General features: G+C 46.1%; 19 protein-coding genes. 16 read left to right on the top strand and 3 right to left on the bottom strand.

Annotation, left to right across the window (positions count from 1 at the left end; genetic code table 11):
* The first annotated feature begins 162 nt into the window (after window positions 1-162).
* The 9 genes from ICC18_RS11460 (at window position 163) to ICC18_RS11420 (ending at window position 8,403) form a co-directional block, all read left to right on the top strand.
* Entirely contained in the window at window positions 163-645 is a 483-nt protein-coding gene (locus ICC18_RS11460) for a YqhR family membrane protein (RefSeq protein ID WP_188174516.1), read from the top strand.
* Between the two features lie 125 nt (window positions 646-770).
* Window positions 771-1,202 (top strand): type II 3-dehydroquinate dehydratase, encoded by a 432-nt coding sequence (gene aroQ, locus ICC18_RS11455; protein ID WP_188174515.1) that lies wholly within the window; start codon window positions 771-773, stop codon window positions 1,200-1,202.
* Window positions 1,203-1,220: 18 nt separating this feature from the next.
* Window positions 1,221-2,294: a M24 family metallopeptidase gene (locus tag ICC18_RS11450; protein ID WP_188174765.1), complete on the top strand. Its 1,074-nt coding sequence runs from the start codon at window positions 1,221-1,223 to the stop codon at window positions 2,292-2,294.
* A 15-nt stretch (window positions 2,295-2,309) separates the two neighbouring features.
* Complete coding sequence (gene efp / locus ICC18_RS11445) at window positions 2,310-2,867, top strand: elongation factor P (RefSeq protein WP_188174514.1); 558 nt, start codon at window positions 2,310-2,312, stop codon at window positions 2,865-2,867.
* A 140-nt stretch (window positions 2,868-3,007) separates the two neighbouring features.
* Window positions 3,008-4,090 carry a GerAB/ArcD/ProY family transporter gene (locus ICC18_RS11440; RefSeq protein ID WP_188174513.1) on the top strand — a complete coding sequence of 361 codons (1,083 nt, stop codon included), beginning with the start codon at window positions 3,008-3,010 and terminating at the stop codon, window positions 4,088-4,090.
* An 18-nt stretch (window positions 4,091-4,108) separates the two neighbouring features.
* A complete protein-coding gene (locus ICC18_RS11435) occupies window positions 4,109-5,656 on the top strand; it encodes a spore germination protein (protein WP_188174512.1) in 1,548 nt (515 codons plus the stop codon).
* Window positions 5,657-5,662: 6 nt separating this feature from the next.
* Entirely contained in the window at window positions 5,663-6,823 is a 1,161-nt protein-coding gene (locus ICC18_RS11430; protein ID WP_188174511.1) for a Ger(x)C family spore germination protein, read from the top strand.
* 21 nt (window positions 6,824-6,844) lie between these two features.
* Entirely contained in the window at window positions 6,845-7,063 is a 219-nt protein-coding gene (locus ICC18_RS11425) for a hypothetical protein (RefSeq protein ID WP_188174510.1), read from the top strand.
* An 83-nt stretch (window positions 7,064-7,146) separates the two neighbouring features.
* The gene (locus tag ICC18_RS11420; protein ID WP_188174509.1) at window positions 7,147-8,403 is read left to right on the top strand and encodes an aspartate kinase; all 1,257 of its coding nucleotides are present in this window, start codon (window positions 7,147-7,149) and stop codon (window positions 8,401-8,403) included.
* 15 nt (window positions 8,404-8,418) lie between these two features.
* Here the strand turns inward: ICC18_RS11420 and ICC18_RS11415 are convergent, their stop codons facing one another.
* The 3 genes from ICC18_RS11415 to comA are packed head-to-tail and all read right to left on the bottom strand — an operon-like array spanning window position 8,419 to window position 10,469.
* Window positions 8,419-8,883, bottom strand: a complete 465-nt coding sequence (locus tag ICC18_RS11415) for a DUF441 domain-containing protein (protein ID WP_188174508.1) — start codon at window positions 8,881-8,883, stop codon at window positions 8,419-8,421.
* Between the two features lie 56 nt (window positions 8,884-8,939).
* Complete coding sequence (locus tag ICC18_RS11410; RefSeq protein ID WP_188174507.1) at window positions 8,940-9,659, bottom strand: 2-phosphosulfolactate phosphatase; 720 nt, start codon at window positions 9,657-9,659, stop codon at window positions 8,940-8,942.
* A gap of 3 nt (window positions 9,660-9,662) precedes the next feature.
* Complete coding sequence (comA, locus tag ICC18_RS11405; RefSeq protein ID WP_188174506.1) at window positions 9,663-10,469, bottom strand: phosphosulfolactate synthase; 807 nt, start codon at window positions 10,467-10,469, stop codon at window positions 9,663-9,665.
* Between the two features lie 343 nt (window positions 10,470-10,812).
* Here comA and ICC18_RS11400 point away from each other — a divergent pair, with 343 nt between their 5' ends.
* The 7 genes from ICC18_RS11400 to spoIIIAF all read left to right on the top strand — a co-directional run bounded on the left by ICC18_RS11400 (window position 10,813) and on the right by spoIIIAF (window position 15,476).
* A complete protein-coding gene (locus tag ICC18_RS11400; protein ID WP_188174505.1) occupies window positions 10,813-11,079 on the top strand; it encodes a YqhV family protein in 267 nt (88 codons plus the stop codon).
* 72 nt (window positions 11,080-11,151) lie between these two features.
* A complete protein-coding gene (gene spoIIIAA / locus ICC18_RS11395) occupies window positions 11,152-12,129 on the top strand; it encodes a stage III sporulation protein AA (RefSeq protein WP_188174504.1) in 978 nt (325 codons plus the stop codon).
* Between the two features lie 38 nt (window positions 12,130-12,167).
* On the top strand, window positions 12,168-12,686 hold the full coding sequence (gene spoIIIAB / locus ICC18_RS11390; RefSeq protein ID WP_188174764.1) for a stage III sporulation protein SpoIIIAB: 519 nt from the start codon (window positions 12,168-12,170) through the stop codon (window positions 12,684-12,686).
* A 58-nt stretch (window positions 12,687-12,744) separates the two neighbouring features.
* Window positions 12,745-12,948, top strand: coding sequence for a stage III sporulation protein AC (spoIIIAC, locus tag ICC18_RS11385; protein WP_056614718.1), 204 nt, complete (start codon window positions 12,745-12,747; stop codon window positions 12,946-12,948).
* Between the two features lie 10 nt (window positions 12,949-12,958).
* Window positions 12,959-13,348, top strand: coding sequence for a stage III sporulation protein AD (gene spoIIIAD / locus ICC18_RS11380; protein WP_188174503.1), 390 nt, complete (start codon window positions 12,959-12,961; stop codon window positions 13,346-13,348).
* A 178-nt stretch (window positions 13,349-13,526) separates the two neighbouring features.
* The gene (gene spoIIIAE / locus ICC18_RS11375) at window positions 13,527-14,678 is read left to right on the top strand and encodes a stage III sporulation protein AE (protein WP_223192529.1); all 1,152 of its coding nucleotides are present in this window, start codon (window positions 13,527-13,529) and stop codon (window positions 14,676-14,678) included.
* A gap of 51 nt (window positions 14,679-14,729) precedes the next feature.
* A complete protein-coding gene (gene spoIIIAF / locus ICC18_RS11370; protein ID WP_188174501.1) occupies window positions 14,730-15,476 on the top strand; it encodes a stage III sporulation protein AF in 747 nt (248 codons plus the stop codon).
* Window positions 15,477-15,478 lie beyond the last annotated feature (2 nt).

The following is a 15,478-nucleotide window of genomic DNA, read 5'->3' as shown; positions in this document are numbered from 1 at the left end:
TGTTTTGTTCTGCCAATTCATCCACCTTCTTTATCTATGCTCTTTATCTACTTCCTCATTGTAACGGATTCGCGGTTTGAATGCTACCGATGGAGGTAGAACATACTATTCCTGTTAAGGAAGTTGCGAACAGCTCGTGCAGAGAAAGGAAGAGGGAGTATCATGAGTGAGAATGTTATGATCAAAACTAATCGATGGCTTTTTGCTCTCTATATCGGCTTTTTTGCCGGATTGATCTTGGGAGCTTTGAAAATTGTCGAACAATATCTGAAATTCACGAAAATTGTCATCGGGTTTCTCGTCGAACCGTTTTTTAAACATGATTTTCTGCTTACTTGGCAGGGAACGCTCATTGGTTGGGGATTCTTCACGCTATTTTCAATTGTTGCGGCATACTTATATATGGTAACACTTTGGAGATTGCAGGGGCCATGGTGGGGAATCGCTTACGGCGCAATTTGGTGGTGTGCTCTTTATTTACTGATTGGTCCGTTAGCCGGCATGACATATTGGATTGATGACTTGGATTTAAACTCTGTTATAAGCGATTTCTGTCTATTCCTTGTTTGGGGTATGTTCATTGGTTATTCCATTGCAGTTGAATACACGGATGAAAGAGCGAGAGAACCTATACACAAGACATGAAAGTTATGGTAAAATAGCTAAGTTAAAAACTCAAGCAAATGCTTGCGAAGATAGTTATCCTCTGGAAACACAGTAACGCTTACGAAGAAAGTTTTGCTGAAGCAAAAATCTTAGGGGGTTCCCAATTGAAGAAGGTCCTGGTCATTAACGGTCCGAACTTAAATATGCTCGGCGTCAGAGAGCCTGGGATCTATGGAACGGCATCGCTGGGTGCCATTCTCCATGGTTTGAATGAACTTGCCAAAGAGTTGTCGATCGAACTCGAGAGCTTCCAGTCCAATCATGAAGGTGCCATCATCGATAAAATTCATGAGGCATTCGGCACCAAGGACGGCATTCTCATCAATCCCGGCGCTTTTACACATTACAGTTATGCGATCCGCGATGCGCTGGCAACGGTGCAGTTGCCAACGGTGGAAGTTCATCTCTCGAACATCCACAAACGCGAAGAATTTCGTCATACTTCCGTGACTGCACCAGTGGTTATAGGACAAATTTGCGGTTTTGGATCAGCGAGCTATGAATTAGGTTTAAGAGCGTTAGTACCTCACATGTGAGAAAGATTGGTGATTTGGATGCAGGAGAAACGCATTGAACGTTTAAGAAAAGTTATGCAGCAGCAAGATTTGCCGGCACTGCTCATCACAAACGCTTATAATCGTACATACGTATCGGGCTTCACAGGTTCTTCCGGCTATATTGTCATTACGATGGATCGGGCCATATTATTAACTGACTTTCGTTATATGACGCAAGCACCTCAGCAAGCAAAGCATTTCGAAATTATTGAACATAAGCCTAATATGATCGAATCTGTAAAAGATTTGCTGCAGCAGCAAGGCATTTCGAAGCTTGGTTTCGAGCAGGCTAATGTTACTTACGGTGATTATCTTAGCTATCAAGCTGGTCTATCGGGTATCGAATTCGTGCCGACGAGCCGCATTGTGGAGCAGATTCGTATCATCAAAGATGAGGGCGAACTGCAAATTATGCAAGAAGCCGCTGATTTGGCGGATCAAACGTTTTCACATATTTTGTCTTTCCTTAGACCAGGTGCTGTGGAGAAAGAAATAGCCCTCGAAATCGAGATGTTTATCCGCAAAAATGGCGGTACATCGACCTCATTCGAAACGATAGTCGCTTCAGGCGAACGTTCTGCTCTGCCGCACGGCAAAGCGAGTAATCGGGTCTTGCAAGGAAATGAATTTGTCAAATTGGATTTTGGCGCGTATTATAAAGGATACTGCTCCGATATTACGAGAACAGTAATGTTAGGCAAGCCGACGGACAAGCATAAAGAGATTTATGATATTGTTCTGGAAGCACAGCTCAATTGCTTGGCAAACTTAAAGCCAGGTATTAAGGGCAGCGAAGGCGACGCTTTTGCCCGTGATGTAATCGTGAAGCACGGCTATGGCGATTACTTCGGACACGGTACCGGTCACGGTTTAGGTATGGAGGTTCATGAATCTCCGCGTTTGTCGAAGACAGAAGACATGATTTTAACTCCCGGCATGGTTGTTACCGTTGAACCTGGCATCTATCTCCCCGACTTTGGCGGAGTTAGAATCGAGGACGACGTCGTGATTACCGACACCGGCATTAAAATACTCACCCATTCTACCAAAGATTTTCTTATTATTGATTAGCGGAGGGCTCTACTCATGATTTCAGTTAACGATTTTAAAACAGGACTTACCATCGAAGTTGAAGGCGATTTATTTACGGTTCAAGATTTCCAACACGTAAAACCAGGTAAAGGCGCGGCATTCGTGCGTTCCAAACTCAAAAACCTGCGTAATGGCAACACTGTTGAGCGTACATTCCGTGCAGGCGAAAACGTTGGCCGCGCGCACATCGATAACCGAGAAATGCAATATTTGTATGCCAGCGGCAATGAACATACGTTCATGGATACAGAAACTTTTGATCAAATCAGCTTGGAGCAGGATCAATTGAAATGGGAATTGAACTTCCTGATAGAGAACATGATGATCAAAATCATGAGCTTCCAAGGCGAAATTCTCGGTATCAACTTGCCGAAAAGCGTTGAGCTGAAAGTCGTCGAAACAGAGCCGGGCATCAAAGGCAACACGGCACAAGGCGCTACGAAAAATGCGAAAGTGGAAACAGGCCTTAACGTTCAAGTTCCACTTTTCATCAACGAAGGCGACGTGCTTCTAATTGATACGGATGACGGTAAATACATTTCCCGCGCATAATGATAAATAAGCTTATAATCAAGCTCCTTGACCATGTCAGGGAGCTTTTTTGTTGTTATGTGCAATTGGGGGACCTGTTAATATATTTTTTCAGAATCTGGACAACCTAAGGGAATAAAAAATGGAATTTGAGGTGTGTCATGGAAAAAATTCAAATATCCACGACTCAAGCATTTATGCTTGGGATATCCAGCATCACTGTAACAGGCCACCTGCTTTTTATTCCAGTTATTATAAATCAATCAGGCAGAGATTCATGGATATCTGTGTTATGCACGTTGATTCCGGTTGTGGTTCTTGGTTGCATAACCGCGCATTTGGCGCAGCGATACCCTGGCAAAACCATCATGGAATATTCGGAAGACATCATGGGTAAATGGCTTGGCAAATTATTTGCTTTCTTATTCATATTTTATTTCTTTCACGATGCTTCCATATCAATTAGGGGGTTTGGTGAATTTTTTACAACTGCGGTAACGCCTCGGACCCCTATCCTTGTCTATATGAGCTGCATCGTCTTTCTCGCGGCATTTACAGTACGGAGCGGTCTTGAGACAATGGCGCGCACGAATCAGATTTTTTTATTTTCCATGATCCCCATCGGCTTACTCGCTTCAACGCTAACTCATAAAGATAAAGACTTTCAAAACTTTCTACCTGTCTTGGAACATGGGATGAAGCCAGTTCTGCTGGGTTCCTTGAGTTTATTCTCATTGTTCAGCACTTTCTTTGTGATGGGGATGATTTTTCCCTATGTGAGGACGGACAAGCAATTGAAACGATACAGTATGCTAACGATGATAATTCTGATCATTATGTTTTTGGGTCCGATTACCGGTCCAGTCGCTCTATTTGGTGCTGAACGCAGCCAAGGACTTAGTTTTCCTACTTTTCAAATCTTGCGGGATATTAAAGTAGGTCAGCTGCAAAGACTCGATTTCATCGGAATCTTACTTTGGAGTCTCGGATCGTACGCCAAAATATCCTTGTTTCTTTATGCGACCTGCATGGGAACGGCCAAGCTGTTCAGATTAAATAACCATACAAAATTAACGACCCCGTTCGGTATATTGCTGATTATTGTTTCTTTATTAAACGAGGATAATTTTGTAGGTCTTTACCGATTTTTAACAAACATTTATCCTTATTATTCCACTTTGTTGGGCTTCTTGTTACCTTGCATACTTCTTGTGGTTTCCATGGTACGAAGGCCAAGTCATTAAGGTTGGAGGAAGGGTTGTATGCTTAAAAAATTATTGAAAATCAACGCTCGAAAAAATCAAACTGCCTCTGAAACACTCCAATCCAGTGGGAATGAATATCCTTCGATATCGTTTTTTCTTGAAGAAAATATTCAAAGTCTAACAAACACGTTCGGAGAACATAGCGACTTGACGCTGCGGAGAATGCAGGTAGAGGATGGCTTGAATGCTGCGATTGTATTTATAAATTCTTTGATAGATAAATCCATTTTGGATTTGCACGTCGCCAAACCCGTTCAAATGGAATTAGAAAAATATTCGGAGGAGATACAGGAAGGCCCTTTTGATATCCAACGAATTCAGTTATCAACGAGCAGTGCTTCAGTCATCTCGACGTTTAAGGAAATTACGGATTCCCTTTTAAAGGGGAACACCATCGTTTTGTTTCAAGGTTGCAATCTGGCTTTGGCTTGTGAAACAAGCGGAGGAGAGCGGAGATCTGTATCGGAACCGAATATGGAAAATGTGGTCAGAGGACCGCGCGAGGCATTCAATGAGTCCTTGCAAACGAACCTGGGACTTGTTCGCCATCGGCTGAATACTCACAAGCTGCAGGTCGAGCTCATGTCATTAGGCACAATTTCCAATACACCGATTGCTTTGCTTTATATTAATAAAATAGCGGATGCCGAGATTGTAGAGAAGGTACGGGACCGGTTAAAACAAATCCACGTTGACGGTGTGCTTGAGTCTTTATATATCGAAGAAATGATTGAAGATCGGGCGTACACTCCCTTTCCTACGATTTTAAGTACAGAAAGACCGGATCGGGTTGCAGCCAATCTGCTTGAGGGGCGCATTGCAATCCTATTAGAAGGGACCCCGATTAGCCTTGTCGTACCTGCCACAATCAGCTTATTTTTATTTTCCAATGAAGATTATTACCAGAGGTATGATATTGCTTCCTTTTTAAAACTATTGAGGACGTTTACCTTTATTCTCTCTTTTGCGATGCCTGGTTTTTACGTGGCTCTGCTGACATTTCATCAGGAAATGATTCCTACGCCTTTGCTCATCGCATTAACCGGACAAAGGGAAGGCGTTCCTTTTGGAGCGGCAATCGAAATCGTTATCATGGAAATTACCTTCGAGATCCTTAGGGAAGCAGGCATCCGCCTCCCTAAGACGGTTGGAACGGCCGTTTCCATCGTTGGGGGGCTAGTGCTCGGACAAGCAGCTGTAGAAGCAGGACTCGTTGCCCCAGGAACTGTAATCACAGTTGCCCTGACTGCAATTGCTTCTTTTTGTACGCCTGCTTACAATATGGCAATTGCCGCCCGTCTCATCCGTTTCTTACTGTTGCTTTTCTCTTCGATCTTAGGTGCTTTTGGCTTTTTTTTCGGTGTAATCTTGATTTTTACGCACCTTAATTCACTTCGTTCCTTTGGTGTTCCTTATATGACCCCCATTGTACCTTTTCATAAAAAAGATTGGAAAGATCTCTTTATTCGTCTGCCTTGGACGAAGATAAAAACGCGTCCCGTGGAGGTGGCCAAAAAGAATAGTACCCGGATGGAGGAGGAGTAAAGCAGCATGAACAAATGGTTACTATTTCTTATCCTCCTCTTGATGATGGTGATTAGCGGATGCTGGGACAAAAAAGAACTGAATGAATTGGCGGTTGTTATGGGGGTTGGCATAGACAAAGGTCCTAAGGGTGAAGTACGGGTCACAGCCCAAGTTATTAAGCCGCCAACCAAACAAGGCGGCAGTGCAGGCGGTTCTTCACTTCCAACGTGGAGCTTGTCAGCGAACGGAGATACTTTGCTGGATGCAGTTGCCCGCTTAAATGAAATTTCCCCGCGACGGCTTTATTGGTCGCATATGCAAATGATCATTTTTGGTGATGCATCGGCTAGAGAAGGCATTGCACCATATTTAAACTGGTTTGCCAGAGATCTGGAAAGCCGTACCAGTACGTTATTGGCCGTCACACAAGGAAAAGCAGAGGACCTGTTGAACCAAAAAGTCGAGCTGGGGAATGTGCCTACCAAAACCATGGCCGATTTGATCCAAACGTCGGATAATCGTCAGCTGCCGACCCGAAAAATGACATTACGGGACTTTATTAGCTTCCTGGCAACTCCTGGAATTGATTCTGCTGTTGATGTTATTAACGTAAAAAGTGTACGTGGGAAACCGGAGACGTATTCCGTGGCCAATATCGCTGTTTTTCGAGGGGATAAATTAGCGGGATACATCTCCGGCGCGCAAAGGACGGCTGTGGAGATGGTAAACAATAAGTATAAAAATGCATTGCTGAAGGTTGCATGTCCAAACGAGAAGTCCGCGTTTTTCATCTTCCAGGTCACGGATTATACGATTAATAAAAGCATTTCTGCAGATGATGAAATCATCAAGGTAGGCATGAATATTTTTGTAGAAGGAAATTTAAATGACCAATCGTGTGCGGGAGATTTATTACGACAAGATATATTGCAGCATGTCGAAAAAAACATTCAGAACCAAATTAAGACATACATCCTGAATACCTTCAAACAAAGTGCCGAAATGAAAGCGGACATTTATGGAATCGGAAGAAACCTGCATAGGTATTATCCCCATGTTTGGGACAGCATGCAGAAGGATTGGAAAGATATTTTGTCTCAAGTTCAGTTCAACATCAAAGTCGATTCTAATATTAGAAGAAATGGTTTGATCATGGTGCCTACGAACCGATTGATGGAGGAATAGTTCATAGAAAGGATGAGGCGGATGAAAACATTATTTCTGATACTTGTATTTCTTGTGCTCGTGGTTCTTGAAATTCCGTGGTTGAAGAATTCAAATAAAATGGAGTTCTATGTATATGGGGGAACCTTATTGCTTGCTTTTACGCTATGCGAGCTGTACATATTAAAATATCATGTACCTGGCCCCAATAAATGGATCTCAGCTTTATTTGAGACCTTTGTGCCCGTCTATGAAAAATGATTCGATATTACTCCACAGCGTTAAAGCTTTGTGGTATAATACTGTATTGTTATGCACTAGTATGCGTTGGGAGTGAGTCAGCTTTGTCTCTTATAGTGATGAAATTTGGCGGCAGCTCTGTAGGTGATGCGGAGCGAATGAAACGTGTTGCAAAAAGAATCGTAGAACGAAAACGAGATGGGCATAGCTGTGTGATTGTCGTTTCGGCGATGGGAGATACAACGGATGATTTGATTGACCTGTCCAAGCAAATTTATGATGGAGCCCCGCCGGCTCGTGAGATGGACATGCTTTTAACGACGGGAGAGCAAGTGTCGGTAGCCCTCTTATCGATGGCGATACATAGTTTAGGCGAGAAGGCTGTTTCGTACACCGGCTGGCAAAGCGGCATCTATACGGAGCCTGTACACGGTAAAGCCAGAATTACGGATATTCAGCCACATCGCGTACTTAACGCTATCGAACAAGGCAACGTTGTGATTGTTGCCGGGTTCCAAGGGATGACCGATGCGGGCGAGATTACGACGCTGGGCCGCGGCGGTTCCGATACGACGGCTGTTGCGCTCGCCGCTGCGATTAAAGCCGATCTCTGCGAGATCTATACGGATGTAGACGGCGTCTACTCGACAGATCCGCGTATCGTCAAAGTGGCTAGAAAGCTGGATGAAATTTCTTACGATGAAATGCTGGAGCTCGCCAATCTGGGCGCAGCCGTGCTTCATCCAAGAGCCGTGGAATATGCCAAAAATTATAACGTCACCCTGGTGGTGCGTTCAAGCTTTACTTACAATGAAGGAACCAACGTGAAGGAGGAAGCAGTCATGGAGCAAGGCATCGTTGTTCGAGGCATCGCTTACGATAAAAATGTGGCAAGAATCAGTATTCTGGGTGTGCCCGAGAAACCGGGGCAGCTGGCGAAAGTATTTACTGCGCTTGCCGATGTGCAAATTGACGTAGACATCATCGTGCAAAGCGGCGTGATCAACGGTTCAGCCGATTTCTCCTTTACAACGACTTTGGCGGATAAAGAGAAAGCGCTCGACGTCATTGAATCCATTCGCGGCGAAATTGGTTTCCGCGAAGTGACTTCCGAAGTGAATCTTGTTAAAGTCTCCATCGTTGGCGCAGGTATGGTAAGTACGCCGGGTGTTGCTGCTACCATGTTCAAAGTTATTTCCGACCTTGGCATCAGCATTTCCTTAGTCAGCACGTCCGAGATTAAGATGTCATGTGTCATTGACGCTACACACTTGACTGACGTCATTCGTGCGCTGCATACCGCTTATGGCTTGGACACAGCTGATCAGGCATTTGTCGGCGGACCGCAGGATCGCAGATAACCGGTGCGTAATTTTTCAGCGGATCTTATCCGCGATAAAGCACGCCAATTTTAACAAAAAAGCCGTAATTCCGGCGGCCATCAACGGTCCTACCGGAATGCCGCGCAAAAAGATGATACCGAATATGGAGCCAATAACAAGACCCACAATTAATTGTGGGTCTATTTTTAATAATTCCAGCCCCTTGCCATTCATGTAAGTAGCGATAGCCCCTCCGATCAAGGCGATAATTCCCGGCCATGTCGTAAATACGGATGCAATATCTTTAAGCGAAATCCGTTCACTTGCGAACGGGACGAGCACACCCATCGTCAAAAAAAGCAGACCGAGTTCAAGGCCTCTGCGCTCAACCGTCGGTAAAAAACGATCAAGGCCGATCAATTTGAATACCAGCAAAATACAGGCGGCCGTCGTAATGATTGGTGATCGGCCAACCAGGCCGATGATGATGAGAATGACCAATAACAAATCGCCGTTCATGCCAAAACCCCTTGTCTCATGAGTAGTCAATCCTAGTTTATGAGGGGGGCTTGTTTTTAGAACGGAAGAAGCACCATCTGATCACGATCCAGAACAGGTACGTGAATCGTATCGTTCACTTTGGCGCATGTCACTAGATCCTCTTGAAAACCGAGTTTGCTTAATCGCTTTCCGTTAGCGCACATCAGTAAAGTATCGAGGAGCGTATCCTTGGCTTGCGCGTAGCAGCTTCGCATCGCTAAGCCGAAATCGTTGATAGCAAGATTCTTGACTCCTGCTATTTTACCTATCTCTTCCAATATCAGTCCTGCGCAAAGCCCATCCTCTAAGGAAAAGACATCTTGTGTTCCTGCACAAATGATGACGATGTCCCGTTTAAAGTTCACGGCCGCCTTCGCACAGGCACCCCCGTTTGTCAGCGCGCCTGCCAGCACATGGTCTGCTTTCATTGCTTTTTGAATGCCTCTGGTGCCGTTGGTTGTGGTCAAAATAATACGTTTGCCTTGTACAGCAGATCTGGTGTACTCATTCGGAGAGTTTCCAAAATCAAAGCCAGGTATTTTCTTGCAAAACCGTTCCCCGCCGAGAAGATCACCGGGTTTTTGTAATTCCTTGGCCTGCAGCACGGTTTCTACGGGCACCACTGCTTTACAGCCGTTACCTAATGCGGCAATCATCGTACTTGTTGCACGAAGCACGTCGATGACGATGACGGTTTTATGGATAAATTCATCGGTTCTGGCTTCGCCGATGTTGGCGACCACATCGATTTGCATGGTTTATTCCTTTCTGGTTCCAAAGGACAGCGTATCGGAGCGAAGTCCTCTACGTAATGCTTCCAAGGAAATAATATCGTGCGTCGATATATTTCCCAAATGGATGTCCGGGCCAAGCATTTGCATCAAATGTACCTGTTGGTTTTTAAGTGGTGCTTCCCACAGGAGCAAATGCTGCCCAGGTATGGCGGAAAGCACTTTGTGCAGCTCTTCGTCCTTACAATTCCCCTGCGTGTCAAATATGCCAACGCCCATCCCGGATTCCCGGGCCTCAATCGTGATCAAATCTGCTCCGAATTCAGCATCGATGGTCACCGTCTCGATGAGCTCATCGAGCTCGATGGACGAACCCCACCCCTTTTTGCCATATTCGGTAATGACCTGCAAGCCTTCGTTTACACCTCTCAAAATGAGCTCATTTCTCAACTTCCGTTTCACTTCAATTGTTCCATCTGATACTTCAAGTCCGTTAAAGCCAAGCGCAAGGACCATATCAAAAAATGATGATACCGCGTCTTGCGCGATCGCAACCTCCAAAAACGTACCGCCGGGGTAAATGCAAATTCCGCTCGCTTTGGCCATATCGATTTTGGCCTTAAGCAATCGCTGCGGATAAAGCGGAGAGGTGCCGAAACCGATCTTGATCATATCCAAGTGGTCCTCTGAAGTGCTTAATAAATCTTCAAAGGCGTTCAATCCTAAACCTTTATCGATTACCATGGTTTTGCCGAGTGTTCTTGGTTTGGCCTGCCTGCGCCCCGTGGGATCGGCCAGAACCGGATTCCATTTTAGATGAGAGGTCACTTCCATCGGTAAATCTCCTCACTATCCCTCTAAGGTTCAATTCTGTGTTCATCATATGCATTTTGAAGTAGGGAGGTGCCCATCATGCCTAAAATGAGACGAGCTCGCATAAGGTAGGGTAAAAAGGATGAGGTGCCGTTGAGCTTTCGCAAACAGTTACATCCGAGAGCTCCACGATTTGAAATTTACCTCCGGCTCCCGTTGTAAAACTGTTCCTTACATTAATGGGCCTTCGGTTGGTTGGAACAGCTCTACAAAAGTACGCCTCCGGTAAAATTTCAAATCGCTCCGCGGTGCAACGTTGGCAGAGTTCAAAAGAGCTCCAACTTTTTAAGGAGGGTAGAAAAAAATGATCAACAAAATTGTGTTGAGCATGGCGTCGCTCAGGCTGATGTCGGGGAGCATCGAGATTATCGCGGCGATTATTATGTTGAGGCTGGCGAACATCGAGAAGGCGCTGCTGGTCAATTCAGGACTGGCTCTAGTAGGTCCTCTAGTACTTCTAGCAACGACGACTATCGGTCTAGTAGGCATTGCGGAGAAACTATCATTTGGCAAAATGCTCTGGGTGCTTGCGGGCGTAAGCTGTTTATTTATCGGTATTTTAAAAAAGTAATCTGTCATATTTCTTTCTAGCAGGCATACAAATGAATATAGAAGACTGGACAACTTGGAGGCATGTCTGCCCATGCTGGATTCGATTATGAACTTGATGCCCCATTCTCTCAGATGGATTCTCGCGCAGCTCCCTGATGACGTACAAGCTAGTATTGAGGAAATTCGAGTCCGGGAATTGCGTCCGCTGGAAATTAGTTACCAGGATCGGTACGCCTTTCTCAGTGAACGCGGCGGGCTCGTGAATCAAGAAGCGCAATCTTACAAGCCGACTTCACAAGATTGCCTGGCTTTGCTGGAGCAGCTTACGAATCATTCCTTATACACGTATGAAGAAGAGCTGCGGAGAGGCTTTATTACGATCGCCGGCGGCCATCGTGTCGGACTAGCCGGGCGTACGGTCTTGGATCAGGGACAAGTCAAACAGATTCGCGATGTAAGCTCCTTCAATATTCGAATTGCCCGCGACATACAAGGTGTGGGTAAAACGATTATGCCTTATCTCTTCGATCCTGCAGTTCGAAGCATCCATCATACGCTCATTATTTCACCGCCGCAGCAAGGGAAAACAACGCTCGTTCGTGACCTGGCCAGGCTAGTTAGCCGAGGAGATTGGGGCGGTATCGGCTCTACGACAGCTCTTGCAGGTCGCAAAGTGGGGATCGTTGACGAGCGCTCCGAACTTGCCGCCTGTGTCAAGGGAGTTCCGAGGTTTGATCTGGGACCACGTACAGATATCTTGGATGGATGCCCGAAGGCGGAAGGAATGATGATGATGATCCGTTCGCTATCTCCGGAAGTGCTGGTGGTCGACGAAATTGGTCGTCCCGAAGACGGGGCAGCGATACATGAAGCGCTTCACGCTGGCATTCGGATGATTGCTACGGCTCATGGCGCTGATTACGAAGATGCACGATTGAGGCCTGTCTTGAAGCATTTGATGGAAGAGGGGGTGTTTACACGTTATGTCATTTTGGATCGAAGGAAAGGCCGGCTGGCGCCATTTCGGGTTTTGGACCGTCAAGGCAAGCAGCTTGGACCGCAAAAGTGAAGAAATATTTTCTGGGGAGCTTTAAAGGATGATGGATGATGCTTAAGTTTGTCGGCGCAGTGCTCATTATCGGTGCGGCCGCTCTGTTAGGATTTCTCCAGGCTGCCAATTACGCGCGTCGTCCCAAGCAAATACGGCTGCTTATTAGTGCTTTGCAGCGAATGGAGACGGAAATTATCTATGCACTGACGCCGCTTCCGGAAGCGTTCGCTTCACTCAGCAAGCAGATCGCTGAACCTTTATCGTCGTTGTTCCGGTTGACATCAGAACGATTGCTCGCAAGTGTGGGCACATCGACGCGTGAGATTTGGCAGCAAACGGTTAGAGATACCTGGAAACGAACTTCGATGAAACAACCGGAGCAGGAAGTGATGCTGCAATTGGGTACCGTGCTTGGGCTCACGGATCGAGGCGATCAAGTGAAGCATCTGCGGCTTGCCGTCAGCCAGCTTCAAGCGGAAGAGACGGAATCCAGAGACGAACAGCGGCGCTACGAAAAAATGTGGAAAAGCCTTGGTGTTCTGATCGGAGCATTGATCGTGATTTTGATGTATTAAGTTGCAACTCGTACATCCGTATGAGATGTAGGTTGTCAACAAGAGTGAGGTGCCTGGAATGAACGTAGATGTGAACGCCATTTTCCAGATCGCCGGCATCGGCATCATCATCGCGATGATCCATTCGGTGCTCAAGCAGATGGGCAAAGAGGATATGGCGCACTGGGTCACGGTTATCGGCTTCGTGGTCGTGCTCTTCATGGTTGTCAGTATGCTCGATAATTTGTTCAAAGAAATTAAAACGATATTCCTGTTTCAATGAGGTGGGCCCTATGGAAATCATTCAGATCGTCGGGCTAGGGCTCATCGTTACCATATTGTCGCTGATCATCAAAGAACAGAAGCCGATATTCGCATTTCTGTTGGCCGCTTTCACCGGTGTCATGATTTTCTTGTTTCTCATCGGAAAAATCTCTTCGGTCATCCAGGTGCTGGAGGACTTGGCACAAAAATCGAACATCAATATGGTGTTCCTTAAAACCATTCTCAAAATAATTGGGGTAGCCTATATTGCCGAATTCGGAGCTCAAATCGTAAGGGACGCCGGTCAAGAATCGATTGCTTCCAAGATTGAGTTATCCGGCAAAATCCTCATCATGGTCATGGCGATTCCCATCATCACCGTCATTATTGAGACTGTAGTCAAATTGTTACCAGCTTAAGTAATGCTTACGAAGACAGCTTTCCTTCGGAAAGCTCAGAGAATGCTTACGAAGACAGCTTTCCTTCGGAAAGCTCAGAGAATGCTTACGAAGACAGCTTTCCTTCGGAAAGCTCAGAGGAGCTGAACCCATGACCCCTCACTATTCGTACCAACCGCTGCAGAACCGCTGGATCATCATGATCATCGTGACCATGGGATTGTGGCTCGGATGGACAGGTTCATCGACCGCCGAGTCACCGGCCGACGTCCTCATTAAAGAACAGGCGAGCCATTTGGACACTGATCAGGTTGAGCAATATTGGGATAAGCTGATGAAGGATTATGGCGGTTATTTTCCGGAGAGCAAGACGCCCACGTTCATGGAACTGCTCCTGGGAACTAAAGGTATCAGCATGAGCAGCATCTTTAAAGGTCTGCTGAAATATGTGTTCCATGAAATCATAGTCAATGGAAAACTGCTCGCTTCCATCGTCGTTCTTACCGTTTTTAGCATGATACTGGAAACACTTCAAAGCTCATTTGAGAAAAATACGGTGAGTAAACTAGGTTACTCCATCACCTATATGGTGCTGATCATCATCGCGGTTAACAGCTTTAGCGTTGCGATCGGGTATGCCAAAACAGCGATTACCTCCATGATTCAGTTCATGATTGCCATCGTGCCGCTCTTATTGACCCTGTTAGCTTCGATGGGCAATGTCACTTCGGTAGCCATTCTGCATCCATTAATCGTCTTCATGATTCATTCCGTTGGAACAGCCATCTATGTGTTCGTTTTTCCGTTGCTGTTCTTCTCGGCCGTGCTGCACATTGTAAGCTCGATCAGCGAGAGGTACAAAGTAACCCAGTTGGCCAACCTGCTGCGCACCATCAGCCTAAGTATACTGGGCGTGTTTGTAACGGTGTTTCTGGCGGTTATTTCCGTACAGGGTACGGCAGGGGCAGTTAGAGACGGTGTGGCGATTCGAACGGCCAAGTATGTTGCCGGAAACTTTGTTCCCGTCGTTGGGCGGCTGTTCTCAGATGCGACGGAGACTGTGATTGGCGCGTCGCTGCTAGTTAAGAACGCCATCGGACTTGTCGGCGTCGTTGTCTTGATCCTGCTTTGCGCGTTTCCCGCGATCAAAATACTAACACTCGCCTTCATCTATAATGCCTCTGCGGCAATCATGCAACCCTTGGGCGATAATCCGATGATTAGCTGCCTCCAAACGATTGGTAAAAGTCTCGTGTATGTGTTTGCTGCCTTGGCGGCGGTTGCTTTGATGTTCTTCCTGGCCATTACCATCATGATTACCGTCAGCAACGTCTCGGTCATGATGCGGTGAGCGAATGCTAACGAAGCCGGTTTTCTGACGAAAACTTTAAGGAGCGAAGCCATGGATTGGTTAGGAGGATGGCTGCAAGCCGTCATCATGGTCATTATGCTGGCGACCTTTGTAGATCTGCTGCTTCCCAGCAACACGATGCAGCGCTATGTCAAAACAGTGATGAGCCTGTTTGTACTCCTCACGCTGTTATCGCCGGTCATGCAGCTGATTAAGAAGGATTGGAACGTGGATGAGTTGATCACCTCGGCTGAGAAGAAGCAGAACGAAGTCACCATGCTTGCAGGCGGAGGAGGCAATAACTATATGAAATCGCTCGACGCCATAACTAAAGAAGCGCAAAAGCTACATGCAGAAGGCCAAAAGCAATCTGAGCAGATGGTTCAGACCCAGCTGGCGGCTTTGATGAAAGAAGATTTACAAAAACAAACCGACATGATGGTCAAAGATGTGCAGGTACTCGCGCAGTTCGACAATAACGGGAAACCCGGCATTAGCAAGGTCTGGGTAACCCTTAATGATATAGAGACGACAAAGAAACCGCAGGCAGCGTCCCATCAAAAGAGTATAGCAGTTATGGAGCCGGTCAAGCCGATAGATCCAATTCGGATCGAATCGGGAACGAAGCTGCAAGGAAGCATTTTGAGTCAAGTGAATGCCGTTACGGAAGATGAGCTTACCCCTCGACAAGAGCAAGAACGTGAACGAATGGCTAGGGGAATTGCACGTGACTGGCAAGTAGAACCCGCACAGATTGACATCCGTTTTCAACAATCGAATGGAACGATTGCGAGGTGAAT

It is taken from the genome of Paenibacillus sedimenti, assembly GCF_014534655.1.
In the GTDB taxonomy this organism is placed as follows: domain Bacteria; phylum Bacillota; class Bacilli; order Paenibacillales; family NBRC-103111; genus Paenibacillus_E; species Paenibacillus_E sedimenti.
This window is presented reverse-complemented; position numbering and strand designations above follow the sequence as displayed.

Excerpts from the sequence above, each read along its gene's own strand:
- ICC18_RS11460 (WP_188174516.1), top strand. The coding sequence starts at position 163 with ATGAGTGAGAATGTTATGATCAAAACTAATCGATGGCTTTTTGCTCTC.
- ICC18_RS11450 (WP_188174765.1), top strand. The coding sequence starts at position 1,221 with ATGCAGGAGAAACGCATTGAACGTTTAAGAAAAGTTATGCAGCAGCAA.
- efp (WP_188174514.1), top strand. The coding sequence starts at position 2,310 with ATGATTTCAGTTAACGATTTTAAAACAGGACTTACCATCGAAGTTGAA.
- ICC18_RS11440 (WP_188174513.1), top strand. The coding sequence starts at position 3,008 with ATGGAAAAAATTCAAATATCCACGACTCAAGCATTTATGCTTGGGATA.
- ICC18_RS11435 (WP_188174512.1), top strand. The coding sequence starts at position 4,109 with ATGCTTAAAAAATTATTGAAAATCAACGCTCGAAAAAATCAAACTGCC.
- ICC18_RS11430 (WP_188174511.1), top strand. The coding sequence starts at position 5,663 with ATGAACAAATGGTTACTATTTCTTATCCTCCTCTTGATGATGGTGATT.
- ICC18_RS11425 (WP_188174510.1), top strand. The coding sequence starts at position 6,845 with ATGAAAACATTATTTCTGATACTTGTATTTCTTGTGCTCGTGGTTCTT.
- ICC18_RS11415 (WP_188174508.1), bottom strand. The coding sequence starts at position 8,883 with ATGAACGGCGATTTGTTATTGGTCATTCTCATCATCATCGGCCTGGTT.
- ICC18_RS11410 (WP_188174507.1), bottom strand. The coding sequence starts at position 9,659 with ATGCAAATCGATGTGGTCGCCAACATCGGCGAAGCCAGAACCGATGAA.
- comA (WP_188174506.1), bottom strand. The coding sequence starts at position 10,469 with ATGGAAGTGACCTCTCATCTAAAATGGAATCCGGTTCTGGCCGATCCC.
- ICC18_RS11400 (WP_188174505.1), top strand. The coding sequence starts at position 10,813 with ATGATCAACAAAATTGTGTTGAGCATGGCGTCGCTCAGGCTGATGTCG.
- spoIIIAA (WP_188174504.1), top strand. The coding sequence starts at position 11,152 with ATGCTGGATTCGATTATGAACTTGATGCCCCATTCTCTCAGATGGATT.
- spoIIIAB (WP_188174764.1), top strand. The coding sequence starts at position 12,168 with ATGCTTAAGTTTGTCGGCGCAGTGCTCATTATCGGTGCGGCCGCTCTG.
- spoIIIAC (WP_056614718.1), top strand. The coding sequence starts at position 12,745 with ATGAACGTAGATGTGAACGCCATTTTCCAGATCGCCGGCATCGGCATC.
- spoIIIAD (WP_188174503.1), top strand. The coding sequence starts at position 12,959 with ATGGAAATCATTCAGATCGTCGGGCTAGGGCTCATCGTTACCATATTG.
- spoIIIAE (WP_223192529.1), top strand. The coding sequence starts at position 13,527 with ATGATCATCGTGACCATGGGATTGTGGCTCGGATGGACAGGTTCATCG.
- spoIIIAF (WP_188174501.1), top strand. The coding sequence starts at position 14,730 with ATGGATTGGTTAGGAGGATGGCTGCAAGCCGTCATCATGGTCATTATG.